14 protein-coding genes are annotated in these 21,526 nt (G+C 57.2%); 3 read left to right on the top strand and 11 right to left on the bottom strand.

The features are described 5' to 3' along the window. Nucleotides 1–37: 37 nt before the first annotated feature. Nucleotides 38–1,582 carry a serine/threonine protein kinase gene (locus tag ABD982_RS10285; protein ID WP_345447235.1) on the top strand — a complete coding sequence of 515 codons (1,545 nt, stop codon included), beginning with the start codon at nt 38–40 and terminating at the stop codon, nt 1,580–1,582. A gap of 10 nt (nt 1,583–1,592) precedes the next feature. Here the strand turns inward: ABD982_RS10285 and ABD982_RS10280 are convergent, their stop codons facing one another. After that, nucleotides 1,593–2,954 (bottom strand): class II 3-deoxy-7-phosphoheptulonate synthase, encoded by a 1,362-nt coding sequence (locus ABD982_RS10280; RefSeq protein ID WP_251379774.1) that lies wholly within the window; start codon nt 2,952–2,954, stop codon nt 1,593–1,595. A 128-nt stretch (nt 2,955–3,082) separates the two neighbouring features. Continuing rightward, nucleotides 3,083–3,838, bottom strand: coding sequence for a lysophospholipid acyltransferase family protein (locus ABD982_RS10275; RefSeq protein ID WP_345447233.1), 756 nt, complete (start codon nt 3,836–3,838; stop codon nt 3,083–3,085). Nucleotides 3,839–4,065: 227 nt separating this feature from the next. On the opposite strand from ABD982_RS10275, the gene ABD982_RS10270 reads away from it, so the two are divergent. Next, complete coding sequence (locus ABD982_RS10270) at nt 4,066–6,162, top strand: AMP-dependent synthetase/ligase (RefSeq protein ID WP_345447230.1); 2,097 nt, start codon at nt 4,066–4,068, stop codon at nt 6,160–6,162. Between the two features lie 147 nt (nt 6,163–6,309). Here the strand turns inward: ABD982_RS10270 and ABD982_RS10265 are convergent, their stop codons facing one another. The 4 genes from ABD982_RS10265 to ABD982_RS10250 form a co-directional block, all read right to left on the bottom strand. Continuing rightward, complete coding sequence (locus tag ABD982_RS10265) at nt 6,310–8,415, bottom strand: PhoX family protein (protein ID WP_345447227.1); 2,106 nt, start codon at nt 8,413–8,415, stop codon at nt 6,310–6,312. Between the two features lie 180 nt (nt 8,416–8,595). Continuing rightward, nucleotides 8,596–10,002: a mycothione reductase gene (locus ABD982_RS10260; RefSeq protein WP_345447224.1), complete on the bottom strand. Its 1,407-nt coding sequence runs from the start codon at nt 10,000–10,002 to the stop codon at nt 8,596–8,598. 110 nt (nt 10,003–10,112) lie between these two features. Further along, nucleotides 10,113–10,331: a hypothetical protein gene (locus ABD982_RS10255; RefSeq protein WP_251379769.1), complete on the bottom strand. Its 219-nt coding sequence runs from the start codon at nt 10,329–10,331 to the stop codon at nt 10,113–10,115. Nucleotides 10,332–10,482: 151 nt separating this feature from the next. Then, nucleotides 10,483–13,932, bottom strand: a complete 3,450-nt coding sequence (locus tag ABD982_RS10250) for a pyruvate carboxylase (protein ID WP_345447222.1) — start codon at nt 13,930–13,932, stop codon at nt 10,483–10,485. 288 nt (nt 13,933–14,220) lie between these two features. Here ABD982_RS10250 and ABD982_RS10245 point away from each other — a divergent pair, with 288 nt between their 5' ends. After that, nucleotides 14,221–15,033 carry a ParA family protein gene (locus tag ABD982_RS10245; RefSeq protein WP_251379767.1) on the top strand — a complete coding sequence of 271 codons (813 nt, stop codon included), beginning with the start codon at nt 14,221–14,223 and terminating at the stop codon, nt 15,031–15,033. Nucleotides 15,034–15,125: 92 nt separating this feature from the next. Here the strand turns inward: ABD982_RS10245 and ABD982_RS10240 are convergent, their stop codons facing one another. The 5 genes from ABD982_RS10240 to ABD982_RS10220 form a co-directional block, all read right to left on the bottom strand. Beyond that, on the bottom strand, nt 15,126–15,716 hold the full coding sequence (locus ABD982_RS10240) for a MerR family transcriptional regulator (RefSeq protein ID WP_345447219.1): 591 nt from the start codon (nt 15,714–15,716) through the stop codon (nt 15,126–15,128). A gap of 245 nt (nt 15,717–15,961) precedes the next feature. Beyond that, entirely contained in the window at nt 15,962–16,675 is a 714-nt protein-coding gene (gene ftsR, locus ABD982_RS10235; RefSeq protein ID WP_345447216.1) for a transcriptional regulator FtsR, read from the bottom strand. After that, complete coding sequence (locus ABD982_RS10230) at nt 16,675–17,115, bottom strand: FHA domain-containing protein (protein ID WP_237202477.1); 441 nt, start codon at nt 17,113–17,115, stop codon at nt 16,675–16,677. The genes ftsR and ABD982_RS10230 overlap by 1 nt, the downstream gene beginning before the upstream one ends. Before the next feature lie 252 nt (nt 17,116–17,367). Beyond that, nucleotides 17,368–17,754 (bottom strand): glycine cleavage system protein GcvH, encoded by a 387-nt coding sequence (gcvH, locus tag ABD982_RS10225; RefSeq protein ID WP_251379763.1) that lies wholly within the window; start codon nt 17,752–17,754, stop codon nt 17,368–17,370. A gap of 252 nt (nt 17,755–18,006) precedes the next feature. Beyond that, nucleotides 18,007–21,489, bottom strand: coding sequence for a bifunctional proline dehydrogenase/L-glutamate gamma-semialdehyde dehydrogenase (locus tag ABD982_RS10220; protein ID WP_345447210.1), 3,483 nt, complete (start codon nt 21,487–21,489; stop codon nt 18,007–18,009). Nucleotides 21,490–21,526: the final 37 nt, after the last annotated feature.

Genomic DNA, 21,526 nt, shown 5'->3' with positions numbered 1-21,526 from the left:
CCCGCCAGTACCCAGAATTCACCCGTAAAATGAGTGGGTGATATCTGAGAACTCTAACAGTGCCCCCTGGTTGACCGGCACCGTCTTTGCCGGTCGATATGAAGTCGGCCAGCTCATTGCCCGCGGCGGGATGGCTGAGGTTTACCATGCGGTAGATTTATGGTCCAACAACCCGGTAGCCGTTAAGGTACTGCTGCCACACCTATCCTCCGACACTGCACAGCGGCAAAAATTCTTTAGAGAGGGTAATGCCCTCGGCAAGATTCACCATGAGCACGTGGTGGGGGTGGTTCAGGACGGCACCCAGCAGGTCCACGGTCAAGAGATCATGTTCCTGGTCTTAGAGTATGTGCACGGCTGCACCCTCGCCCAACTACTCACCCTGCGCCCTGTGCTGAGCGTAGGTGAGATGCTTGAGATTATGATGCCTACCGTTGAAGGGCTGTCAGAAGTTCACGCACACCGCCTGATCCACCGTGATATCAAACCTGCCAACGTACTTCTTGAAGATAGCAACAGGGGCATCAAGTTATCAGACTTTGGGCTGACACGGCGCACCGACCAGCAGTGGACCGGTGAGCTCATGGGTACCCCAGCCTATGTTGCTCCCGAGATTATGGACCCGGTGGCTGCTGTGGGTGCTCCTGCCGATATTTTCGCGGTGGGAGTCATGATGTACCGTATGCTGACCGGCAGACTCCCCTTCCCCGGTCTGGGCAACGATCAGCAGGTTCTCTATCACAACATTAATTCTGAGATTCCTTCAGTCTCGGTGATAGCGCCGGGTATTAGTTCAGATATTACGGGGGTGGTGAGCTGGTGCACCCGCAGAGCTGTTAAAGACCGCCCTCAGGACGCCGCGGAGCTCTTCCGCGCCCTGCGCGATATTTCCGCCCGCATGGGTGCAGCCGAGAGAAGCTACCGCGCCGAGCTGGTAGAACCTCCCATCACCGAGCTGTGGCAGGACGTCACCGATATAGCCGAGAAATCGGGAATGACCAAGGCCTACAGGTCAACCCCTATTACAGGTTTTGGTAACGCCGATGATTTGCTCCATGACGATATCGAGGGCCATCTTTCAGATCATGAACAGGGGGTAATAGCTGCTGCTCAGGAAGAAAGCCAGGTCTATAAGCCCACCCGGATCTCAGGCGTGGGGCCACTGACTCAAAGCCAAGCTGCCGGTGAGGCAACTGAGTATGATGACGCCTCTCACTCCCCTGATGAGACTCTCTTCTGGGACGTTGCTCAAGACCCTGATGCCACGACGACTTTTTCTGCTGCACGAGCGCGAGCAGAGAAGGAGGCAGAAGAGAGGGCTCAGCAGCAGCGAGAGGGTTTTAGCCCTATCAGTGGTAGCTATAACCCGCGCAGACACCCTGCACCGCAACCTCAGCACCAGCACTCGGACGCTTCGCGGGTGCAGCCGCCAATTATCAATGAAGCTGAACGGCGCCGTGCGCAGACCCCATGGAGAACCCCACTCAGCCCGATTGCACTCATTATCATCATGGTCACCGGGCTGGTGGGGTTTACAGTGGCTGGTTTTGCCGGCTGGTGGCTAGCAGGCCTTCTTTACTAGCACTTGGATACTAGCGTTTAGCCAGGTACTCTGCGACCTGGAACGCAATTTCCAGGGACTGCTGGTGGTTCAGGCGCGGGTCACAGAGAGTTTCGTAGCGGTCAGCGAAGGAAGATTCCTCGATGGGGTCAGAGCCGCCCAAGCACTCTGCAACGTCATCACCGGTCATTTCGACGTGGATGCCGCCGGGGAAGGTTCCCAGTGCCTCGTGCACCTCAAAGAAGCCGCGGATCTCGTCGATGACGTCGTCGTAGCGGCGGGTTTTGAAGCCTGAAGGAACAGAGATGGTGTTGCCGTGCATGGGATCGGCTACCCACACCACCTTGGCCCCTTCGCGCTGAACTCCCTCAACGATAGCGGGCAGGTTCTCGCGAATCTTATCCGCACCCATGCGGGTGATGAAGGTCAGACGGCCGGGTTCGCGGTTGGGGTCAAGCTTGTCAATCAGCGCCAAGGCGTCATCAGCGGTGGTGGTGGGGCCAAGCTTCACACCGATGGGGTTGCGCACCTTGGAGAGGAAGTTGACGTGGGCATCCTCCAGGCCGCGGGTGCGTTCACCGATCCACAAGAAGTGGGCGGAGGTGTCGTAGGGCTGGTAGGTGCGGGAGTCAATGCGGGTCAGTGCACGCTCAAAGTCAAGAAGCAGGGCCTCGTGCCCGGTGTACACATCGGTGTCTTTGAAGGGTGCAAAGTCAGCGCCGCAGGCTTCCATGAATTTGATGGCACGGTCGATTTCAGCAGCCAACGATTCGTAGCGAGCGTGAGCCGGGTTAGCTGTAAAGCCTTTGTTCCAGGAGTTCACCGAACGCAAATCGGCAAAGCCACCCTTGGTGAAAGCCCTAATCAGATTCAGGGTTGAGGCGCTGGTGTGGTAGCCAGTGAGCATACGGTTGGGGTCATGGATGCGCGAGTTCTCATCGAAGTCAAACCCGTTCACCATTTCGCCGCGGAAAGACGGCAGGGTGATGCCCTCACGCGTCTCATCGTTGGATGAACGTGGCTTGGAGAACTGGCCAGCCATACGCCCCATCTTGACGACCGGCATAGAAGCACCGTAGGTAAGAACTACAGCCATCTGCAGCAGAGTTTTGACGCGCCCAGAAATCTTATCTGCAGTGGCACCAGCGAAAGTTTCAGCGCAGTCACCACCCTGCAACAAGAAGGCTTCACCGTTAGCCACACGAGCTAGGTCAGAGCGCATCTGATCCACTTCACCAGCGAAGACGAGCGGTGGAACAGCACTGAGTTCATTTATTACGGAAGTAAAGTCTTTGTGCTCAGCCCACTGCGGGTGCTGATGAATAGTGAGTGAGCGCCACTCTTCGAGCTCTGGGAAGTCGTTGGTGGTGGGTACAGCGCCGGGTAGGGTCACGGTGCGCTCCTTGTCAGCTGAGAGGGCGTCTGCCCGCGGATATAAGGGTGTCTCTAAGTTTAGGCGGTCTGAGGTGCGAACCAAGAATCGTCCGTTATGTAGGACATGTTGCGTTCATCCCAAGAGGACTATTCCCCGGGCTGTTGCCGGCTCACTAGCTGATCTGACGCTTGAAGGGCCGTCAGTCCCTGGCTTTCCATCAGTTTCTTAACATCACCTGCATACACCGGCACGATGGCTCGCCCGGTCATTTCGCTGATACGCTGCATGACGATGTCTGCCAGCTCCCTAGCGGCCGCCCAGTCGTCTTCCTTGCCTAAGTATGTAGAGGTATCGATGGGTTCACCGATGATGGTCTTGATACGAATGGGCTGACCTTTAGTATTTTTGAGGCGCAATTTATTGGAACCTGGCGCCTGCACCTCTTCGTTACCGAACTGGGCAACGGGAACAATGGGTACGCCTGCTGCGATGGCAAGCCGCGCAACACCCACCTTGGCGCGGTAGAGACGGGCATCAGGGCTTCGAGTGCCTTCGGGGTAGATTCCCACCAGTTTGCCCTCCTTCAGCGCATCGATAGCGCGCTGCAAGGACGCGGTGGACGCTGCTCCTCCGGTTCGGTCCATGGGTAGCTGACCCACTTCCGTAAAGAACCACTTCATCATACGACCTTTGAGGCCGGGGGTGGTGAAGTAGTCGTTTTTAGCGAGAAAGAAAACCTGACGAGGTGCAGCCAGCGGAAGGAAAATGGAGTCGATGAAGGAGACGTGATTACTGGCTAGAATGGCCCCGGAATCAGCAGGGATGTTATGAGCTCCCACTACCTCGTGATGGTAGAGCTTGGTCAGCAGGGGTTTGAGCACGGTATGTAGCTGGTTGTACATGGAGTTTCCTCGAAGGGGTCAGTTGTATTTGCTGTCTATTCTAAGACTGTTGCTCATCTATTGAGAGCCAGCTATTTTCAGCTGTCGGCACGCGTAATGAGTTCATCAGCTCCTTGCTGGTAAAGGTAAAATTTATTGAAGTATCATCCTACTCACACCCCGGGCAACGCTCGGGCACAACCTCAGCCCGCAGTTGCGGGTGCTATGTTTTAAGGCAGGGCTCCATTGTGAAAGAAATTCACTCACCTCCAGCTGTTGTGATTGACCCTTCGGTTAACCTCACCGATATGGTTGAGCGGCGTGCCCAAGACACCCGCAACCCCGTGGTCTACCGCGTACAGAAGTCTACGGGTAACTGGGTGAATGTCACTGCCCAGCAGTTCAGGGCACAGATCCTTGAGCTTGCCAAAGGCCTAGTTGCTGCAGGCATCGGTGAAGGGGATGTCGTGGGCATTATGAGCCGTACCCGCTATGAGTGGACGCTGATTGACTTCGCCTGCTGGTATGCCGGCGCTGTGGTGGTTCCCGTCTATGAAACGTCTTCACCGGCACAGGCCGCATGGGCGCTGTCGCACTCGAAGGCAAAGGCAGTGTTTGTCGAAAGCGATAAACTTGCAGGGGTTATTGACCAGGCCAGGAACCTCACCGATGAAGAGCTTGAGCTCTCAGCGCTGAGCCATGTGTGGGTCATCGACCGTCAAGCCATTGCTGATCTGGTACGTCAGGGAGCTTCGATTAGCGATGATGAAATTGAGCAACGCCGTTCCACCGCTAGCTGTGAAGACATTGCCACAATTGTCTACACCTCAGGCACGACGGGGCGCCCCAAAGCCTGCCCTATCACCCACGGTAACTTTGTTCGGCTAAGTGCCAATTGCAAAGCCACCATTCCTGAAATCGCTAACGAGACCAATTCGACTCTCCTCTTCCTGCCGCTAGCACACGTACTGGGCCGTATTATCCAGGTGCTCGCTTTTGATGCGGGCATGGTGGTAGGCCATGCGCCTGATATTAAGAACCTTTCCACTGATTTGGCGTCCTTCCAGCCCACCATGTTGCTGGTGGTCCCGCGTGTTTTTGAGAAGGTCTATGAGGGCGCGGTCAAGAAGGCTGAGAAGGGCGGAACGGTCAACGCTAAGCTCTTCCACCGTTCAGTTGATGTAGCCGTTAAGTGGTCCCAGGCAAAAATTGCCGGTGAAATGACTAAAAAGCTGGCGCTACAACACCGCTTCTACGACAAGCTGGTTTACTCCAAACTGCGCGCTGCCATGGGAGGAAAAGTTAGGTTTGCCGTATCAGGCGGCAGCCGGCTAGCACCTCACTACGGCCATTTTTACCATGCTGTTGGCATTGAAGTAGTGGAGGGCTACGGTCTCACCGAGACCACCGCCCCTTTGGCTGTAGGACGAATCCGAGATTTCGAGGTGGGTAACGTGGGTACCCTCATTCCCGGTGGTTCGGCACGCCTGGCAGATGATGGAGAACTGGAATTCAAAGGCGTCGGCCTGATTTCTGGCTATCTGGATAACCCTGAGGAAAACGCCCTCGCCTTTACCGAGGACGGCTGGTTCCGCACCGGCGATCTTGCTCAAATTTCACAGGACGGTAAGATCACCATCACCGGGCGTAAGAAGGAAATTATTGTGACTGCCGGTGGCAAGAACGTCATGCCGGTCCCAGCCGAGGACAGGCTAAGGCTGGCACCTTTCGTATCACAGGCCATGCTGGTCGGCGACGAAAAACCCTTCATCGCGGCTCTTATCACTCTTGACCCTGATGTGCTGCCCGATGAGCTAGAACGTATTGGTCTGCCGCGAACGCTGACCCCCAAAGAAGCATCCATCCACCCCCGCGTTCGCGAGTCCATCCAAAAGTTCATTGATGAAGCCAACGCTTTGGTTTCTAAGGCTGAATCGATCCGTGAATTCCGCATTATCGACAAGGACTTCACCGAAGCAGAAGGTCATCTGACACCTTCCATGAAGGTACGCCGCAAGCAGATTTTGGCTGATTTCAGCTCCTATGTGGAGGACATCTATAACCGCACCAAGAGCACTGTCACCGAAACCGCCTCACAGACCGCTGAACGCATGCAGGAGTTGCGTGCTGAGCAGAGCGAGAAATGGGATGAGTTCAAGGCAGACCAGGGGCAGAAGATCCAGGAGTTCACCGAGTCCCAGGGGCAGAAGCTACACGAGCTGGCCGATAAACTGCAGCAAGCCCGTGGCCCGAAGACCGATGAAAATGCTCTGGATCCCCAGAACCCAGCGGAGGCTCCAGATAACGAACTAAAGCCGGGGAGCGACGGGGAAACCTCCCAGTAGCGTCCTTTAGAGCAACCTTAACTGACCCAAACTACCGATGGGCCCCACTCTCGTGAGTGGGGCCCATCGGTGGCTCCAGGAAGGTTTCAGGGCTGCCTAGCTACTGCTGAGCTAGAGAGAGCTCTTCGCTATGTGGAACTCGTCGACTTAGCCGTGCTTGTAGACCTGAACAATGGAGGGCCGGGGCAGAGCTACCGTGCCGTGGTGACGAGCCACGGTGCTCTTCTTGCCTCGGTTGCCGCTGGGCACGTAGTCCGGGAAGTAGGAGTGCGGCTGATCAAAGCTGCCGTCCTCACCGGGGTGCTGAACCGCCACGTAGACCATATTTTCGTGGTCAGCGATAACAGGACCGCAGGTTTCAGCCTCAATTGGCACTGATAGAAACTGCTCCACGTTACCGCGGTTGGTGCCGTCCAGACCGACGCGGAAAAGGCCGTCGTTCTTCTGGATTTTGTCAGGTGCCCCATCGGTTGAAATCCAGAGGTTGCCCTTGGAATCAAAGGCAACGTTATCGGGGCAGGAAATCGGAGAAACCTTAGCGGGGTCAAAGCCCGAGAAGTAGACCGGCTCATCGCCCTGGGGGTCACCGCAGAGGAGCAAGAGGTTCCAGGTGAAGCTGGTGGCTTCCACATCGTTGCCGTCTTCAATCATTTCAATGACGTGGCCTGAACGGTTATTGTTGCGGGGGTTAGCTTCGTCAGCTGCTGCCGAGCCAGATACCCCGCGCTGGTTGTTGTTAGTGAGAGCTGCATAGATTTTACCGGTGATGGGAGAAGGCTCCACGTCCTCGGGGCGGTCCATCTTGGTGGCGCCCATGAGGTCAGCTGCCTGGCGGGTGAAGACCAGAACCTCTTCGATACTCATGCCGGGCACCAGTGAGCGGTTACCGTCGGTAAGCTGCACCCAGCGCCCTGCCCCGTCATAGTTACCATCAGCGGGAACCGTGCCGTTACCGTCAATCTCTGCTTCTGAATTACCGGTGAAAACAGCCACATAGAGTGAACCGTTTTCTAGCAGGGTCATGTTGTGCGCCTTATTGCCCTCGATGTAGCGGTCGCGGGAGACGAACTTGTAGATATACTCAAACCGAGCGTCATCACCCATGTAGGCTGCGACGCGGCCGGTGACGGGGTCAACGTGGATGTTGGCGCCCTCGTGCTTGAAGCGGCCCAGGGCAGTGTGCTTGCGGGGAGCCGCCGTGGGATTCTGCGGGTCTAGCTCAACGATGTAACCAAAGCGGTGAGCTTCATTTTCGTAACCGGGATTGTTGGTATTGAAGCGGGGGTCAACCTCTTCCCAACCGTGAGGTGAGCGCTGGTTCTTGATGGTGTAGCGCTTGAAACGCTCGGTGTTCTGGCCCACGAAGTAGCTATCGAAATTCTCTTCACCTGACAGTACGGTACCCCAGGGGGTGTAGCCGCCGGAGCAGTTATTGTTGGTGCCCAAGACAACGGTACCGGTGGGGTCATCCACCGTTTTGAGCAGGTCAGAACCGGCAGCGGGACCAACCAGGGTGAAGGGGGTGTCGGTGGTGATGCGGCGGTTGCGAGCGCCGTCCACCACGTAGGTCCAGGGTGAGCCTACCTTCTTGCGGGTCAATTCAACCACAGACAGACCCTGCGCCATCATGGAAATGCGGGCGATGGCGTAAGGATCAACCGAGAAAAGATCAGCCGGGTACATAGCTTGTTCGTTGATGTACTCGTGGTTGCAGACCAGAACACCATGAAGGGGGTTGTGAGTATCAGGGATAATGGCCAGATAGTCGTTGTTGTAGCCAAACTGTAAGGCTTGGGCCTCTTCGGTTTGGTGGTAGGGGTCAAAAGCGGGTGCGTGAGAGAAAAGTGGGTCACCCCAGCGGATAACGGGTTCCCACTTGAAACCCTTGGGCACGGTGAACTCATCGACGTCTGAGGAGACGGGGGCGATGGGCTTAAAGTTGAAATGGGCACCGGAGGTACCGCGCCCCCAGGAGTTGGGGTTCTGAGAAGCGGCTTCAGCAGACTGGGGAGATAGACCCTCCGTGCCGATGACAATAGCGGCGCCAGCGGTGACGCCTAGGGCGGCTCGGCGCGAGATGGTGCTCTCAAGAATGTCTTTGAAGTAGCTGTTATTTGAGCAGTTGGCATCCGGCTCAAGGCAGGCATTGTTGCATTTGAGGGCGCAGGTGACAGCTGAACGTTTGCCCTTGACATGATTCCACATGGGTAGGAAACGACGGGTGGGGTTGGGCAGCAAAGTTTTTTCAGACAAGGCGTTCTTCCTTCAAACAGTGTGTGGGATGTGGCTGGTGGGAACAGCCTCACTGACTATGTCAAAGCAAGGTGACGATTAGGGAGCAACCTAGTAAACAGAAGGTTATAGAACATTAAACACGGCCCCACTAGCCTCAACGGATGTGGGCTAGTGGGGCCGTGTTAGGTGTGATCGGTTTTAGTCGAGTTCCAAACCGAGGAGGGCGTTTTCAACGACCTCAGTAAGTGCGGGGTGAATCCAGTATTGACCGCGCGCCATGTCCTGGGCGCTTAGCCCAAAACTCATGGCCTGAATCAGGGGCTGAATCAGGTTCGCGGAATCCTCACCGATCAGGTGAGCGCCCAAGATTTCGCCGGTGTACTTGCGGGCGATGATCTTGCAGAGCCCCACAGCGTCATCCATCGCCCAGCCGTAGGCGACATCTCCCATGTTCTGCACCTTGACGGTGATCTCAAACCCTTCAAACTCAGCCTGCTGGCGAGCCTGGGTTTCGGTTAGCCCTACGGTGGCGATCTGGGGGTGGGTGAAAACGGCCGACGGGACGTAGCGGTGGTCGGTAGATTTCAAGTGATCTGGGTTTAACAGGTTGTGCTGGACCGTACGCATCTCGGCATTCGCCACGTGCTTGAGCTGGTAGGGTGACGCTACATCGCCCAGCGCCCAGACACCCTTGACGGGGCTGCCGCCCGAGAGCACCCGTTGGTGCTGGTCTACGGTAATCAGGCCGCGGTCATCCATATCAAAGAAAGGGGCCGCATTGACGGTATCAGAGTTGGGGGTGCGGCCGGTGGCCACCAGAACCAGGTCAGCTTCCACTTCGACACGCTGCCCTCGGCGGTCAAAGGTAACCGTCACCGCGCCGTTCCCGGTCTCCTCGATGCTTTGTAAGCCGTGGTTCAGTCGCAGGTCCCAGTGGTTGGGGGCCTCCTGTGCAAACCGTTCTGCAATGGTGTCATCATGGGCGCGCAGCACACGGTCCGAACGTACAGCCTGAGTTACTTGAGCACCCAGACCGCTAAAGACGTGAGCGAACTCGGCTGCGATAAACCCGCCGCCAATCACCACGACACGGTCCGGTAGCTCATCAATGCGCATCACGGTGTCGGACGTATGAACCTGGGGCAGATTAATACCTGGCACCTGGGGCAGGGTCACCCGTGAGCCGGTGGCGACTACAATCTGGGGAGCGGTCAGCAGCACGCCGCTATCGGTCATCAGGGTGTGGGAATCGGTAAAGCGGGCGTACTCCTCGTAGACATCGACGGAGGGTTGACGCTTGCGCCAGTCCAAACCGCCCTCGCTGATAGCGTCAATGCGGGAGAAGATACGGTCGCGTATTTGCCGCCAGGCAGTGTTCTTGTGCTCAACCTCGATACCGAGTTTGGTGGCGTCCTTCGCTCGGGCAATCACTGAGGCAGGGTACACATACATCTTGGTGGGGATGCAGCCAAAGTTAAGGCAGGTTCCACCAAAGCGCCCGCCGTCAATCATGGCGACCTTTTTGCCGTCCCAGTCCTCGTTGATCAGCGAATTACCTGAGCCCGAGCCAATAATAATGAGATCGTATTCTTTTACCGCGGTCATAGTGCCCTTTCAGTGGCTTTACCTGCGTCTGGACGTTCGTATCAGATAACGCGCAGGAGGCAGCTTTCATTCCCGGCTCCCTCTACCATGGTAGCTTCGTCAGCTGCAGGCTAGAGCTGTTCTTTACGTTCTGCTAGGCGGGCGTCAGCATCAGCCATGTTCTGGTCAAAGTTACGCTTCATCTGCCGGAAGACCAATATGTTGCCGACCAGTACGTGCAGTACACCCAGGCCAATGACGTAGATGTTCCAGCCGGCTTGCGGCAATACGGCTGCCACAATAATTAGCAGGGCGCCAAAACCAATAATCATCAAATGTGTAGGGTTCATAGCCACTACCCTACCTTTCCTTCCCCCGCCTCACGGTAATCGCAGCTTCCTGGCGTGGGTCCTCGGAACACGGGAAACGGGAACCTAAAGCAAAAGCCCTGCTCCTACCTTCATCAGAAGGTAGGAGCAGGGCTTTGGCAAAGGGCCGGTGTTACTTGACGTTGACCACGATCAACAGGTCACCGCCAGCTACCTGGGCTACATCGTTGTAGACAATGCGCTCAACGGTGCCAGCTACCGGTGAGGTGATAGACGCTTCCATCTTCATCGCCTCAATGGTTGCAACCTGGTCGCCCACAGCAATCTTATCCCCTGGCTTAGCGGTGATGGTGACGCCACCGGCGAAGGGTGCTGCGATATGGCCGGAGTTTGACGCATCCGCTTTCTCGGCTTCCTTAACGTTAGATTCAATCGAGTTATCACGCACTTTGACGGTGCGCTGCTGGCCGTTGAGGGTGCACATCACCTCGCGCATCCCCTTTTCGTCAGCCTCAGAAATCGCTTGCAGGGTAGCAATCAGACGAACGCCCTTGCCCAGCGAAATCACGTGCTCACGCTTGAGCATCATGCCGTACAGGAAGTCGCGGGTGTGCAGAATAGACACATCGCCGAACTCCTCACGGCTCTTCTCAAACTCGCGGGTGGGAGCTGGGAAGAGCAGACGGTTAAGGGTTGACCGGCGGCTTTCAGAGTCACCCTCAAGAGCCGCCAGGTCTTCAGCTGAAAGCTCGTTGACCGAAGGCTTGGACAGCTTGCGACCTTCCAGGGCGCGGGTACGGAAGGGCTCAGGCCAGCCTGCGGGCGGAGTGCCCAGCTCGCCGTTCAAGAAGCCGATGACCGAGTCAGGCACATCGAACTTCTGTGGGTCCTTCTCAAAGTCCTCGGGTGAGACGCCCATACCTACCAGTTGCAGGGCAAGGTCGCCCACTACCTTGGATGAGGGGGTTACCTTGACGATATGACCCAGCATGCGGTCAGCGGCAGCGTACATATCTTCGATATCTTCGAAGCGCTCCCCCAGCCCCAGTGCAGTTGCCTGGGCACGCAGGTTAGAGAGCTGCCCGCCGGGAATCTCATGGGTGTATACACGTCCGGTTGGTGAGCTCAGACCCATCTCGAAGGGCTTGTAGATAGCGCGCAAGGCTTCCCAGTAGGGTTCCAGAGCGCAGGCTGCTTCCAGCGAAATACCGGTGTCACGGTCGGTGTACTGAAGTGCACCAACGAGAGCTGAGAAAGAGGGCTGGGAGGTGGTACCAGCCATGGAGGCACTTGCCACGTCCACGACGTCCACACCGGCTTCAACCGCTGCGAGCAGCGTGCCCACCTGGCCACCGGCGGTGTCATGGGTGTGCAGGTGAACCGGCAGGTCAAAACGCTCACGCAGGGCGGTCACCAGGCGGCGGGCTGCTTCAGGACGCAGAAGACCGGCCATGTCCTTGATAGCAAGGATGTGGGCACCTGCTTCAACTACCTGGTCAGCAAGGTCGAGGTAGTAATCCAGGGTGTAGGTCTTCTCATCGGGTGAGAGCATGTCACCGGTGTAGCAGATAGCTACTTCAGCCACCGCGGTGCCGGTAGCACGCACAGCCTTAATCGCCGGGGTCATCTGTGAGACATCATTGAGCGAGTCAAAGATGCGGAAAATATCGACGCCGGTTTCTGCTGCTTCCTTGACGAAAGCGTCGGTGACCTCGGTGGGGTACGGGGTGTAGCCCACTGTATTGCGGCCGCGCAGCAGCATCTGGATGGGCAGGTTGGGCATAGCCTCACGCAGGTGAGCCAGGCGCTCCCAGGGGTCCTCTGAGAGGAAGCGCAGAGCAACGTCATAGGTTGCACCGCCCCAGGCTTCAACCGAGAAGAGCTGCGGGATGGTGTGGGCTACCGCGGGTGCCGCTGCCAGCAGGTCGCGGGTACGCACACGGGTTGCCAGCAGGGACTGGTGGGCATCGCGGAAGGTGGTATCGGTCACCAGCACTTCCTGGGTGTCACGAACAGCCTTGGCAAAGCCCTCAGGGCCCAGCTCTAGAAGCTTCTGACGCCAGCCTGCAGGGGGCTGGTGATCAGAGGCGTCAAAGGGTGAGCGGAAGGGCTCTTCAACTTTATCGCCGGGGAAACGGGGCAGCTTTTTACGGGGGTCGATACCCTCAATACGCTCACCGTGGGGCTTATTAATCGTGATGTTGGCCAGGTACTGTAGAGCCTTGGTGCCGCGGTCAGCCGAGGGCTTCTTGATCAACAACTCAGGGTGCTCATCAATGAAGGGGGTGGAGACATCGCCGGCACGGAAGGTGGGGTCCTGCAACACTGCCTGGATGAAGGGAATGTTGGTGGAGATACCGCGAATACGGAACTCTGCCAGTGCACGGGAGGCTCGCTGGACGGCTGCCTCAAAGGTACGCCCGCGGCAGGTGAGCTTCACCAGCATAGAGTCGAAGTGGGGTGAGATTTCAGCACCGGTGTAGATGGTACCGCCGTCTAGACGGATGCCGGAGCCACCTGCTGAGCGGTAGTAGGTCACCTTGCCCACGTCCGGGCGGAAGCCGTTGGCGGGGTCCTCGGTGGTGATGCGAGACTGCAGTGCAAAGCCGCGGACGCGTAGCTCATCCTGGTGGATGTTCAAATCTTCGAGGGTTTCTCCCGCTGCGATACGCATCTGGGACTGCACCAGGTCAACGTCGGTGACTTCTTCAGTCACGGTGTGCTCCACCTGAATACGGGGGTTCATCTCAATAAAGACGTGCTGGCCAGCGCGCTCACCGGCGGTGTCCACCAGGAACTCCACGGTGCCAGCGTTGACATAGCCCAGCTCCTTAGCAAATTTTACCGCGTCGCGGAAGAGGGCCTGTCGGATCTCATCGTCCAGGTTAGGCGCAGGTGCAATCTCAACGACCTTCTGGTGGCGGCGCTGCAGGGAGCAGTCACGCTCGAAGAGGTGCACGATATTGCCTTCGCCATCAGCCAGGATCTGAACCTCAATATGGCGAGGGCGCAACACAGCCTGCTCAAGGAAGACGGTGGGGTCACCGAAGGCAGTTTCAGCCTCGCGCATAGCGGCTTCCATGGAAGCCCGCAAGTCTTCACGCTTTTCTACGCGGCGCATACCGCGGCCACCACCACCAGCGACAGCCTTGACGAAGATGGGGAAGCCAATTTCTTCAGCTTCAACTAGTAGCTTTTCAACATCAGCGCTGGGCTCGGTTGACTTCAGGACCGGGATGCCGGCGCGGCGAGCAGCCCTGAGTGCTTCAACCTTATTGCCGGCAAGTTCCAGCACCTCCGGGGGCGGGCCGATAAAGGTAATGCCGTTAGCGGCAGCGGCACGAGCTAAATCCGGGTTCTCCGAGAGAAAACCGTAACCGGGGTAGATAGCATCCGCGCCGGCATCTTTGGCAACACGAATTATCTCATCAATATCCAGGTAAGCCCGAACGGGATGCCCTTCTTCGCCAATGGGGTAGGCTTCATCTGCCTGCTGGCGGTGAATGGAGTGGCGGTCTTCGTAGGGGAAGACGCCAACGGTCTTAGCGCCGAGCTCGTAAGCCGCACGGTAGGCGCGGATTGCGATTTCGCCGCGGTTTGCGACCAAAACTTTTGAAAACATATTTTTCCGTTCCGTTCCGTTGCCTGGGGTCCCAGCGGAACTTTAGCCACGACTGTGTGTGTGAACACCTCAAATATATAGCTCAGAGCAAGCTCTACCCGAGTTTTGTCTCATTTTTGGTCATGTTGGGCGTAATGAAACTGTTTATTGTGAAACTGATAACATGCTTAAATATAGAACACATCTGTGGTCTGACCATCAGCTTTGCTCTTGTCCTCAGGCAGGATGCGGTTATTAGGTAGCATAGAGCTAAGACCTAATAACCATTTGTGAGAGGCAGACACCAATTTGGCAAGCATAGTCAGTATCAGTAGCCTCAAGGGCGGGGTGGGTAAAACATCCGTCACCCTGGGGCTAGCATCTGCAGCTCAGGCTTCTGGTTTTAGGGTGCTGGTGATTGATCTTGATCCCCACGGTGATGCCTCTACCGGCCTTGGCGTGAGCAGCCAGCAGGGCCGCGATATCGCTTCGTTACTGCTGGAGCCCAGAGAGACCGGGATCGATGATGAGCTGGTAGCCTCTAGCTGGGTTTCACTGGGCAGTCTGGGTAACGCCTCGAGCACTGGTTTGGACGCCGGAGTGTGGGTTATTCGAGGTTCCGCCCGCTCAACAGCACTGGAATCCCTCGATTCTCAGGTAACGCTCCCCCTGCTCAGCAACCTGCTAGGGGGCGTCAGCGATAGCTTTGACCTGATCCTCATCGACTGCCCACCCACCCTAGGTCGGCTCACCGAAATGGCATGGGCTGCCAGCGATAGAGTTATTTCAGTAGCTGAACCCTCGCTCTTTTCCGTTGCCGGTTCAGAGCGCACCCTTCGAGCGATTGCCAGGTTTGAAGCCAACACCGAATACGCAGTGAACTCAGCTTCTATTGTGGTCAACAAGGTGCGCGACTCAGACCCCGAGCACGATTATCGCACCGAAGAAATGCGTACCCTCTTTGGGGACCTGGTTGCTTCAACCACCCTGCCCGATGCCCCCATACTGCAAAGAATTCAGGGGGCGGCCTACCCGGTGCACTACTGGCCTGAAGCAGAAGCCCAGCCACTCGCGTCCGCTTTTACTCACCTTCTGCAGGGCCTCTTCCCTCAGCAAGCATGAACCATAACGGCAGAATAGGCTCAGCGCCCACCCAACACCGAGGGCCCCTCTTTTTATAGAGGGGCCCTCGACCTTTTTAAGCTGAGAAAAGTTTATGCGCCAGCCTTGCGGGCTCGCCGCGCGGAAAGTTCATCATGAATCTCGGTGCTGGCCTCTTCAACGGCAGTGTTCTCACCCGGTAGCTCGCTAAGCGATATTTCAAGCTCACGCCAGACCCGGCCAATAGCAATACCGAAAACGCCCTGCCCTGCCTGGACTAGGTCAATAACTTCCGAGGCTGAAGTGCACTCATAAACGCTGGCACCGTCTGACATCAGAGTAATGCCGGCAAGATCCTCTACCCCGCGAGTGCGCAGGTGCTCTACCGAGGTGCGAATCTGCTGAAGGGAAACACCGGTGTCTAGTAGGCGCTTAACAATCTTGAGCACCAAAACATCGCGAAAAGAATAAAGACGCTGAGAGCCCGAGCCCTTAGCCGACCGGACGGTAGGTTCCACCAGCTGGGTGCGTGCCCAGTAGTCCAACTGACGATAGGTGATACCGGCAGCCTTGCAAGCAGTAGGCCCGCGGTAACCCAGGTTTTCATCCACCAATGAGACGGGGTCATCAAAGAGAACACCCTGCTGGCCTACGGGAGAAGCGCGGTGGAGCACATCATCAAACCCTAGCAGCGGTTGGTCCATAGAAGAAGGTACGCCTCGCAGCGCGCTATGCTCTACTGTTGGGTCATGATGCTTCACGATAACAGTGATTCCTTCCTCTACAACGATTTGAACTGTACCTATCCTACCCGGCGCACACGCATTTTCCGGTTTAAAGCGCCCTAGCTCAGCACGGCGTTTTAACGTGGTTCTCGTCATCAAACAAGACTGTGCCCACGGCACCCCCAAGAGAGGCGACCAAGGAGTCTTCCTTCAGTGGCAGTAACCTACTCGTACGTAGGCATTGAGCCAGCAACCAAACCCATATGCAGGCGCAATAAGAGCTGAGCGATATCCCCCGCTAGTTCAGCTGCTCGAGCACGGGAGGTCTCATCCTTACGCAGGGCAAGCGGCCCCACCGCGGTTTCCACCAGATCAACCTCACGATCAGCAGCAGCCCTAAAAGCCCGCAGGTGGCGAGGGTGCAGACCGTGAGCGGTCAGCTGATTACAGACCTTAGTAACCGCCAGGTCATACTCATCGTAGGCATCTTTATTCTCTAAGAGTAGGCCATACTTCATGAGCTCACGAAGCAGCGGCATATCAACCTCTGCCTCCTGCCCCAACTCACGCAGGGTGAAAGTTCGGGAAGGCGCAGCGGCCTCAGTAGTTTGAGCTTCTGCAACTTCAACCTCGGGGTCAGTAAACTGCACCTTGCCAGCGTCCAGATCAGCCAAGCGCTCCCTAATCACCTTGAGAGGGAGGTACTGATCGCGCTGCAGCTCTAGAACGTAGCGTAGTCGCTCGATGTCCTGGGCCGAATACTTGCGGTAGCCGGTATTGGTGCGCTGGGGACTGACCAAGCCTTTGTCTTCCAGGAAGCGGATTTTTGAGGCGCTGATACCGGGAAAGTCAGGTTCAAGAGCAGCGAGAACCTGGCCAATTGTCTTATTCTTGACCTGCCCATCAGCTGGCTCAGTTTGAACCGATTCGCCGGCCATTACCGCCCCGTGCCCAAGTAGAAAGCAAAGTGGAACTTGCCGATGTGCACTTCATCGCCGTTCTTAAGGTAGGCCTCATCGACTCGGTCACCGTTGACGTAGGTGCCGTTCAGTGAGTCAGCGTCAGTCAGGATGAAGCTACCTGCGTTAGGAATAAACAGAGCGTGGCGGCGTGAAACCGTAACGTCGTCCAGGTAAATATCAGATTCGGGGCTACGGCCAGCAATAATGGGCTCTACCGCGCCACTTTCATCAGAATCGGCGGTCAGCAAGAAACGTGCGCCTTTGAACTGACCATCAATGCCGATGAGTACGGCTGAACCGCCGGGCAGAGTAGCGATAACCGACAGCTCTTCATCAGTGGGGTTGTGTGAACTGGCAATATCAGAAATGGACAGCGGGATAGTGGTGGTGGCAGGATGCGCTTCGTGGTGGGACATGCTGGGGTCCTTGATGTAGTAGATCTCTGTTCGGTATGGGAACATACGCGAAGCGAGGGGGTTTCAGACTGGTTCAAAGGTCACAAAATGGTAAACAGTGAACCGTTTGTTTAATCTTAGCCAGAACCCCTGATTATTGCCCCATTCACACCGCTTTCTGGGCAGGTTTTTTACAAACGGAAGCCCATTAGCGCCTGGATAAGAAAAGAGCCACCGCCTTTGGCGGTGGCTCGGGGAAGAAATATCCCTTGACTAGGCGGTCTCAGCCTCGTAATCAGCTGCAGACATCAGGTTTTCGAGATCGGCTGCGTCAGCAGGGCGAACCTCTATGAGCCAACCCGCGCCATAGGGGTCTGAGTTCACAGTCTCGGGTGCCGCTTCAAGCTCCTCGTTAACAGCAACGACTTCACCGTTAATAGGAGCGAACAGATCAGAAACACTCTTGGTGGATTCGATCTCGCCAAAGGTAGCGTCGGCCTCTAGGGTTCCGCCCACCTCGGGTAAGTCAACGTAGACAACGTCGCCTAGGGCGTCCTGAGCATGATCGGTGACACCGATACGCACGGTACCATCAGCGGTGAGTGCGCTCACCCACTCGTGTTCTTTGGTGTACTTGAGTTCTGCAGGAATGTTGCTCATCGGAGATTTCCTTTTCTGTTGTGAAAGATGCCGATCGAGGCGCGTGAAACTCGAAAGTTTAAGGTTGAAACCATCGCGAGGGAACAAGGGCTTCTTCCCTCTTATTCTATGACACAGCCGATAGGTGAACGTAACGCAAGACACCGTGTTGCCTACTGCCCGCCAGAAAAGAGAATAAAGAAGCCGCCTCTCACTCCCCTGCTGGTTGAGCAGCGGCGCGAAAGGCGGCATTTACCTTATGCAGCCTGGACCCTAGATGACTTTCTCTGAGAACTTGTCGGGGTTACCAAAGCGGTGGGCGGTGATAGATACTGCCTGCTCACGCAGGAAAGGCAGCATCTCGATACGACCTGCCTCGGTCACGGGCTGGAAGTAAACCGCAATGTCGGGGCGCCCGTCCAGAGCCTCGTAGATTGAGGTGGAATCATCACCGATGTAGCGGATACGGGCACCTTCTAAGGAGGTACCTTCCAGATCCTGAGTAGTTGCCTTAGCGATACGTTGCAGGGAAGCGCGGTAGTCTGCATCGCTCTGCTCGATGATAGTGATCCCAGCTGAGGTTACGGCACCATGCACTGCCACGGGCAGAGCAAGAGCGGTGCTGAACTCAATCTTCGCCCCGGCCGCTACGCCCGCCAGCAGCACACGGATGGCGTGATCCATATTGCCCGTGGAGTCCAGGCGCACCTGAACGACAGTGGGCAGGTAACGCAGGATGTTACGCTCAACGCCAAGGTTGCTGGGATCATGCCCTACACCGAATTCAGTGGCCCATGCTGCGGCGTCCGAGCTGGCTGAGCGGGTGAGGAACTCGATGCCGCCATCGTTGGTGGCGGTAGGTTCACGCAGGGCTGCCAGGATCTCGCGTACTTCTGCCTTATGGGGGGAAGTGGTAGCGGTTGAGGGCTCGCTGACCCAGTCAGTTAGTGCTACCAGGTAGTTGGGGCCGCCAGCCTTGGTGCCTGAACCGACGGTTGACTTCTTCCAGCCGCCGAAAGGCTGACGCTGAACGATAGCACCGGTAATGCCGCGGTTGACGTAGGTGTTACCTGCCTGAACCTTAGAGAGCCAGAGGGCAAGTTCCTTGGAATCCAGTGAGTGCAGGCCGGCGGTCAGGCCGTAATCGGTGGCGTTCTGCAACTCAATAGCTTCTTCGAGGGTCTTTGCCTTCATGACGCCCAGGATGGGGCCGAAATATTCGGTCAGGTGGTATTCACTGCCGGGCTTCACGCCTGCGCGGACGCCGGGTGACCAGAGTCGGCCGGTTTCATCGAGCTGCTGGGGCTTGATGATCCAGGTTTCACCGTCGCCTAATGTGGTGAGGCCGCGCTTGAGCTTGCCCTCGGGCACCTCGATGACCGGGCCCATTTCTGAGGCGATGTCCTGCGGGTGCGCCACGTGCAGTGACTTCACGGCGTCGACTAGCTGGTTGTAGAAACGCTTGGACTCCCCTACGCTACCGACCAGGATGACGGTGGAGGCGGCTGAACACTTCTGGCCTGCGTGGCCGAAGGCGGAGGCAACGACGTCCTTGACCGCCAAATCGAGGTCTGCGTTGGGGGTAACGATGATGGAGTTCTTGCCCGAGGTCTCGCCGAAGAGCGGCAGATCCTTGCGCCAGGAACGGAACATCTCAGCGGTTTCGTAGCCGCCGGTCAGAATCAGGCGGTCGACGCGGGGGTCTGCAATCATTGTGGAGCCAGCGTCGCGGTCGGTGACTTTGACAAGGCGCAGTACGTCGCGGGGCACGCCAGCTTCCCACAGCACCTCAGCGATGAGAGCGCCGATGCGGGCGGTGTTAGAGGCGGGCTTGAAGATGACACCGGAACCGGCTGCCAAGGAGGCGATCACACCGCCCACGGGGATAGCTGTGGGGAAGTTCCAGGGGGGAATCACTAGGGTAAGCTTGGCGGGCACGGGGCGCGCACCGTCCATCTCATCTAGTCGTTCTGCCAGCATGGCGTAGTAGTAAGCAAAGTCAACGGCCTCAGAAACCTCAACATCGCCCTGGTCCAGCGTCTTGCCGGCTTCGTGCGCCATGATTTCCATAAAGTCACCGCGGCGAACTGCCAAACCGACTGCGACCTTGCGCAGGATTGCGGCGCGTTCGCTGGCGGGACGGGCGCCCCATTCGGCACCGGCGGCAAGGGTATCTGCGACTAGAGCATCAGCCTGTTCCGCCGAGCCTAGCTCGTTATCAGCCAGGGTGTCGATGCCGATGCGGGTGGTCGCTGAGCGTTCCAGAATAGCCCGGCCCCATTCGCGGTTAGCCGCAAGTGAGGAGTCGGTATCCGGGGTGTTCTCGAAGTCGCCGGCGGGCTTGAAGACGGTGTCTTCGGTTTCGGTCAGGCGGTTCTGGGTGCGTTGTGGGGGCTGAACCTCATCGGTGACGTCTGCCAGTGAAGCCAAGAAGCGCTGCTTCTCACGCTCGAAGAGAGCTGGGGATGAGTCCAGGTCGAAGACAGCACTCATGAAGTTCTCGCTGGATGCGTTCTCTTCGAGGCGGCGCACCAGGTAGGAGATAGCAACATCGAATTCTTCGGGGCGCACCACGGGGGTGTAGAGCAGCAGGTGACCGACGCGCTGGCGAATGACCTCAGCTTGCTGGGAGGCCATACCGATGAGCATTTCGAACTCGACGTCTCGGGCCACACCGCGGTCTTCTGCCAGGAGCAGGGCGAAGGCAACATCAAAGAGGTTGTGGCCAGCTACGCCCAGGCGGACGTTCTTGGTGTGCTCGGGTTTGAGCGCATAGTCGAGGATGCGCTTGTAGTTGGTGTCTGATTCCTGCTTGGAGTTGCAGGTCGTTAGGGGCCAGCCGTGAACCGCTGCCTCTACCTTTTCCATAGAGAGGTTGGCGCCCTTTACCAGGCGAACCTTGATGCGGGCACCACCGGTGGCTACGCGCTGGGCAGCCCATTTCTGCAGGTGCTGCATGGCGGCCAGGGTATCGGGTAGGTAGGCTTGAAGAACGATACCGGCTTCAAAGTGCTTGAGCTGGGGCTGATCCAGAATCTTGGTGAAGACCGCGATGGTCATATCTAGATCCTTGTACTCTTCCATATCCAGGTTGATGAACTTCTTCTGGGCAGAGTTAGCTGCCAGCTCGTAGAGCGGGGTCAGGCGGATGACGGCTTGTTCAACGACCTCATCAAAGGCCCAGTGAGAGTGGGGGCCTGACACTGAGGAAACTTTGATGGATACGTAGTCAACGTCATCGCGGGTCAGCAGACGCTTGGTTTCACTCAGACGGCGTTCTGCTTCGCGGTCACCCAGCACTGCTTCACCGAGCAGGTTGATGTTGAGCTTATTGCCGCTGGCGGTCAGGTGCTTGATGGCGGGGCCGAGCTTCTCATCGCGAGCGTCCACAATCAGGTGGCCAACCATCTGGCGCAGCACGGTGCGGGCGATGGGTACGGTAGGCCAGGAGACCTTACCAGCTAGCTTGCCGCCGACGCCTACGGCTGCCTTCATATAGCCGGGGAGGAAGGAGGGAACAATGGGGGCAATGCGTTCTAGGTTTTTACCGGCAACGCTCTGGTCTTCGGGGCGTACAACACCGTCTACGAAGCCTACTGTGAAGTCGAGACCGTTGGGGTCTTTGAGGACGCCAGCCAGTTTCTCTGCAGCGGGGTCTGCAGGAATATTCTGGGCTTCTTTGACCCACTGGGCAACGAGTTCGGTTGCTTGGATGGCTAGTTTCTGGTGGCGTTCATCGGCGAACGGCTGGGCCATGGTAGGACCTCCTCTAGGATGCGCGGTGTGCGCACAA

Source organism: Rothia endophytica (genome assembly GCF_039543885.1).
Lineage (GTDB): Bacteria > Actinomycetota > Actinomycetes > Actinomycetales > Micrococcaceae > Rothia > Rothia endophytica.
Note: the sequence above shows the minus strand (reverse complement) of the source record. Positions and strands in the feature narration are given on the sequence as shown.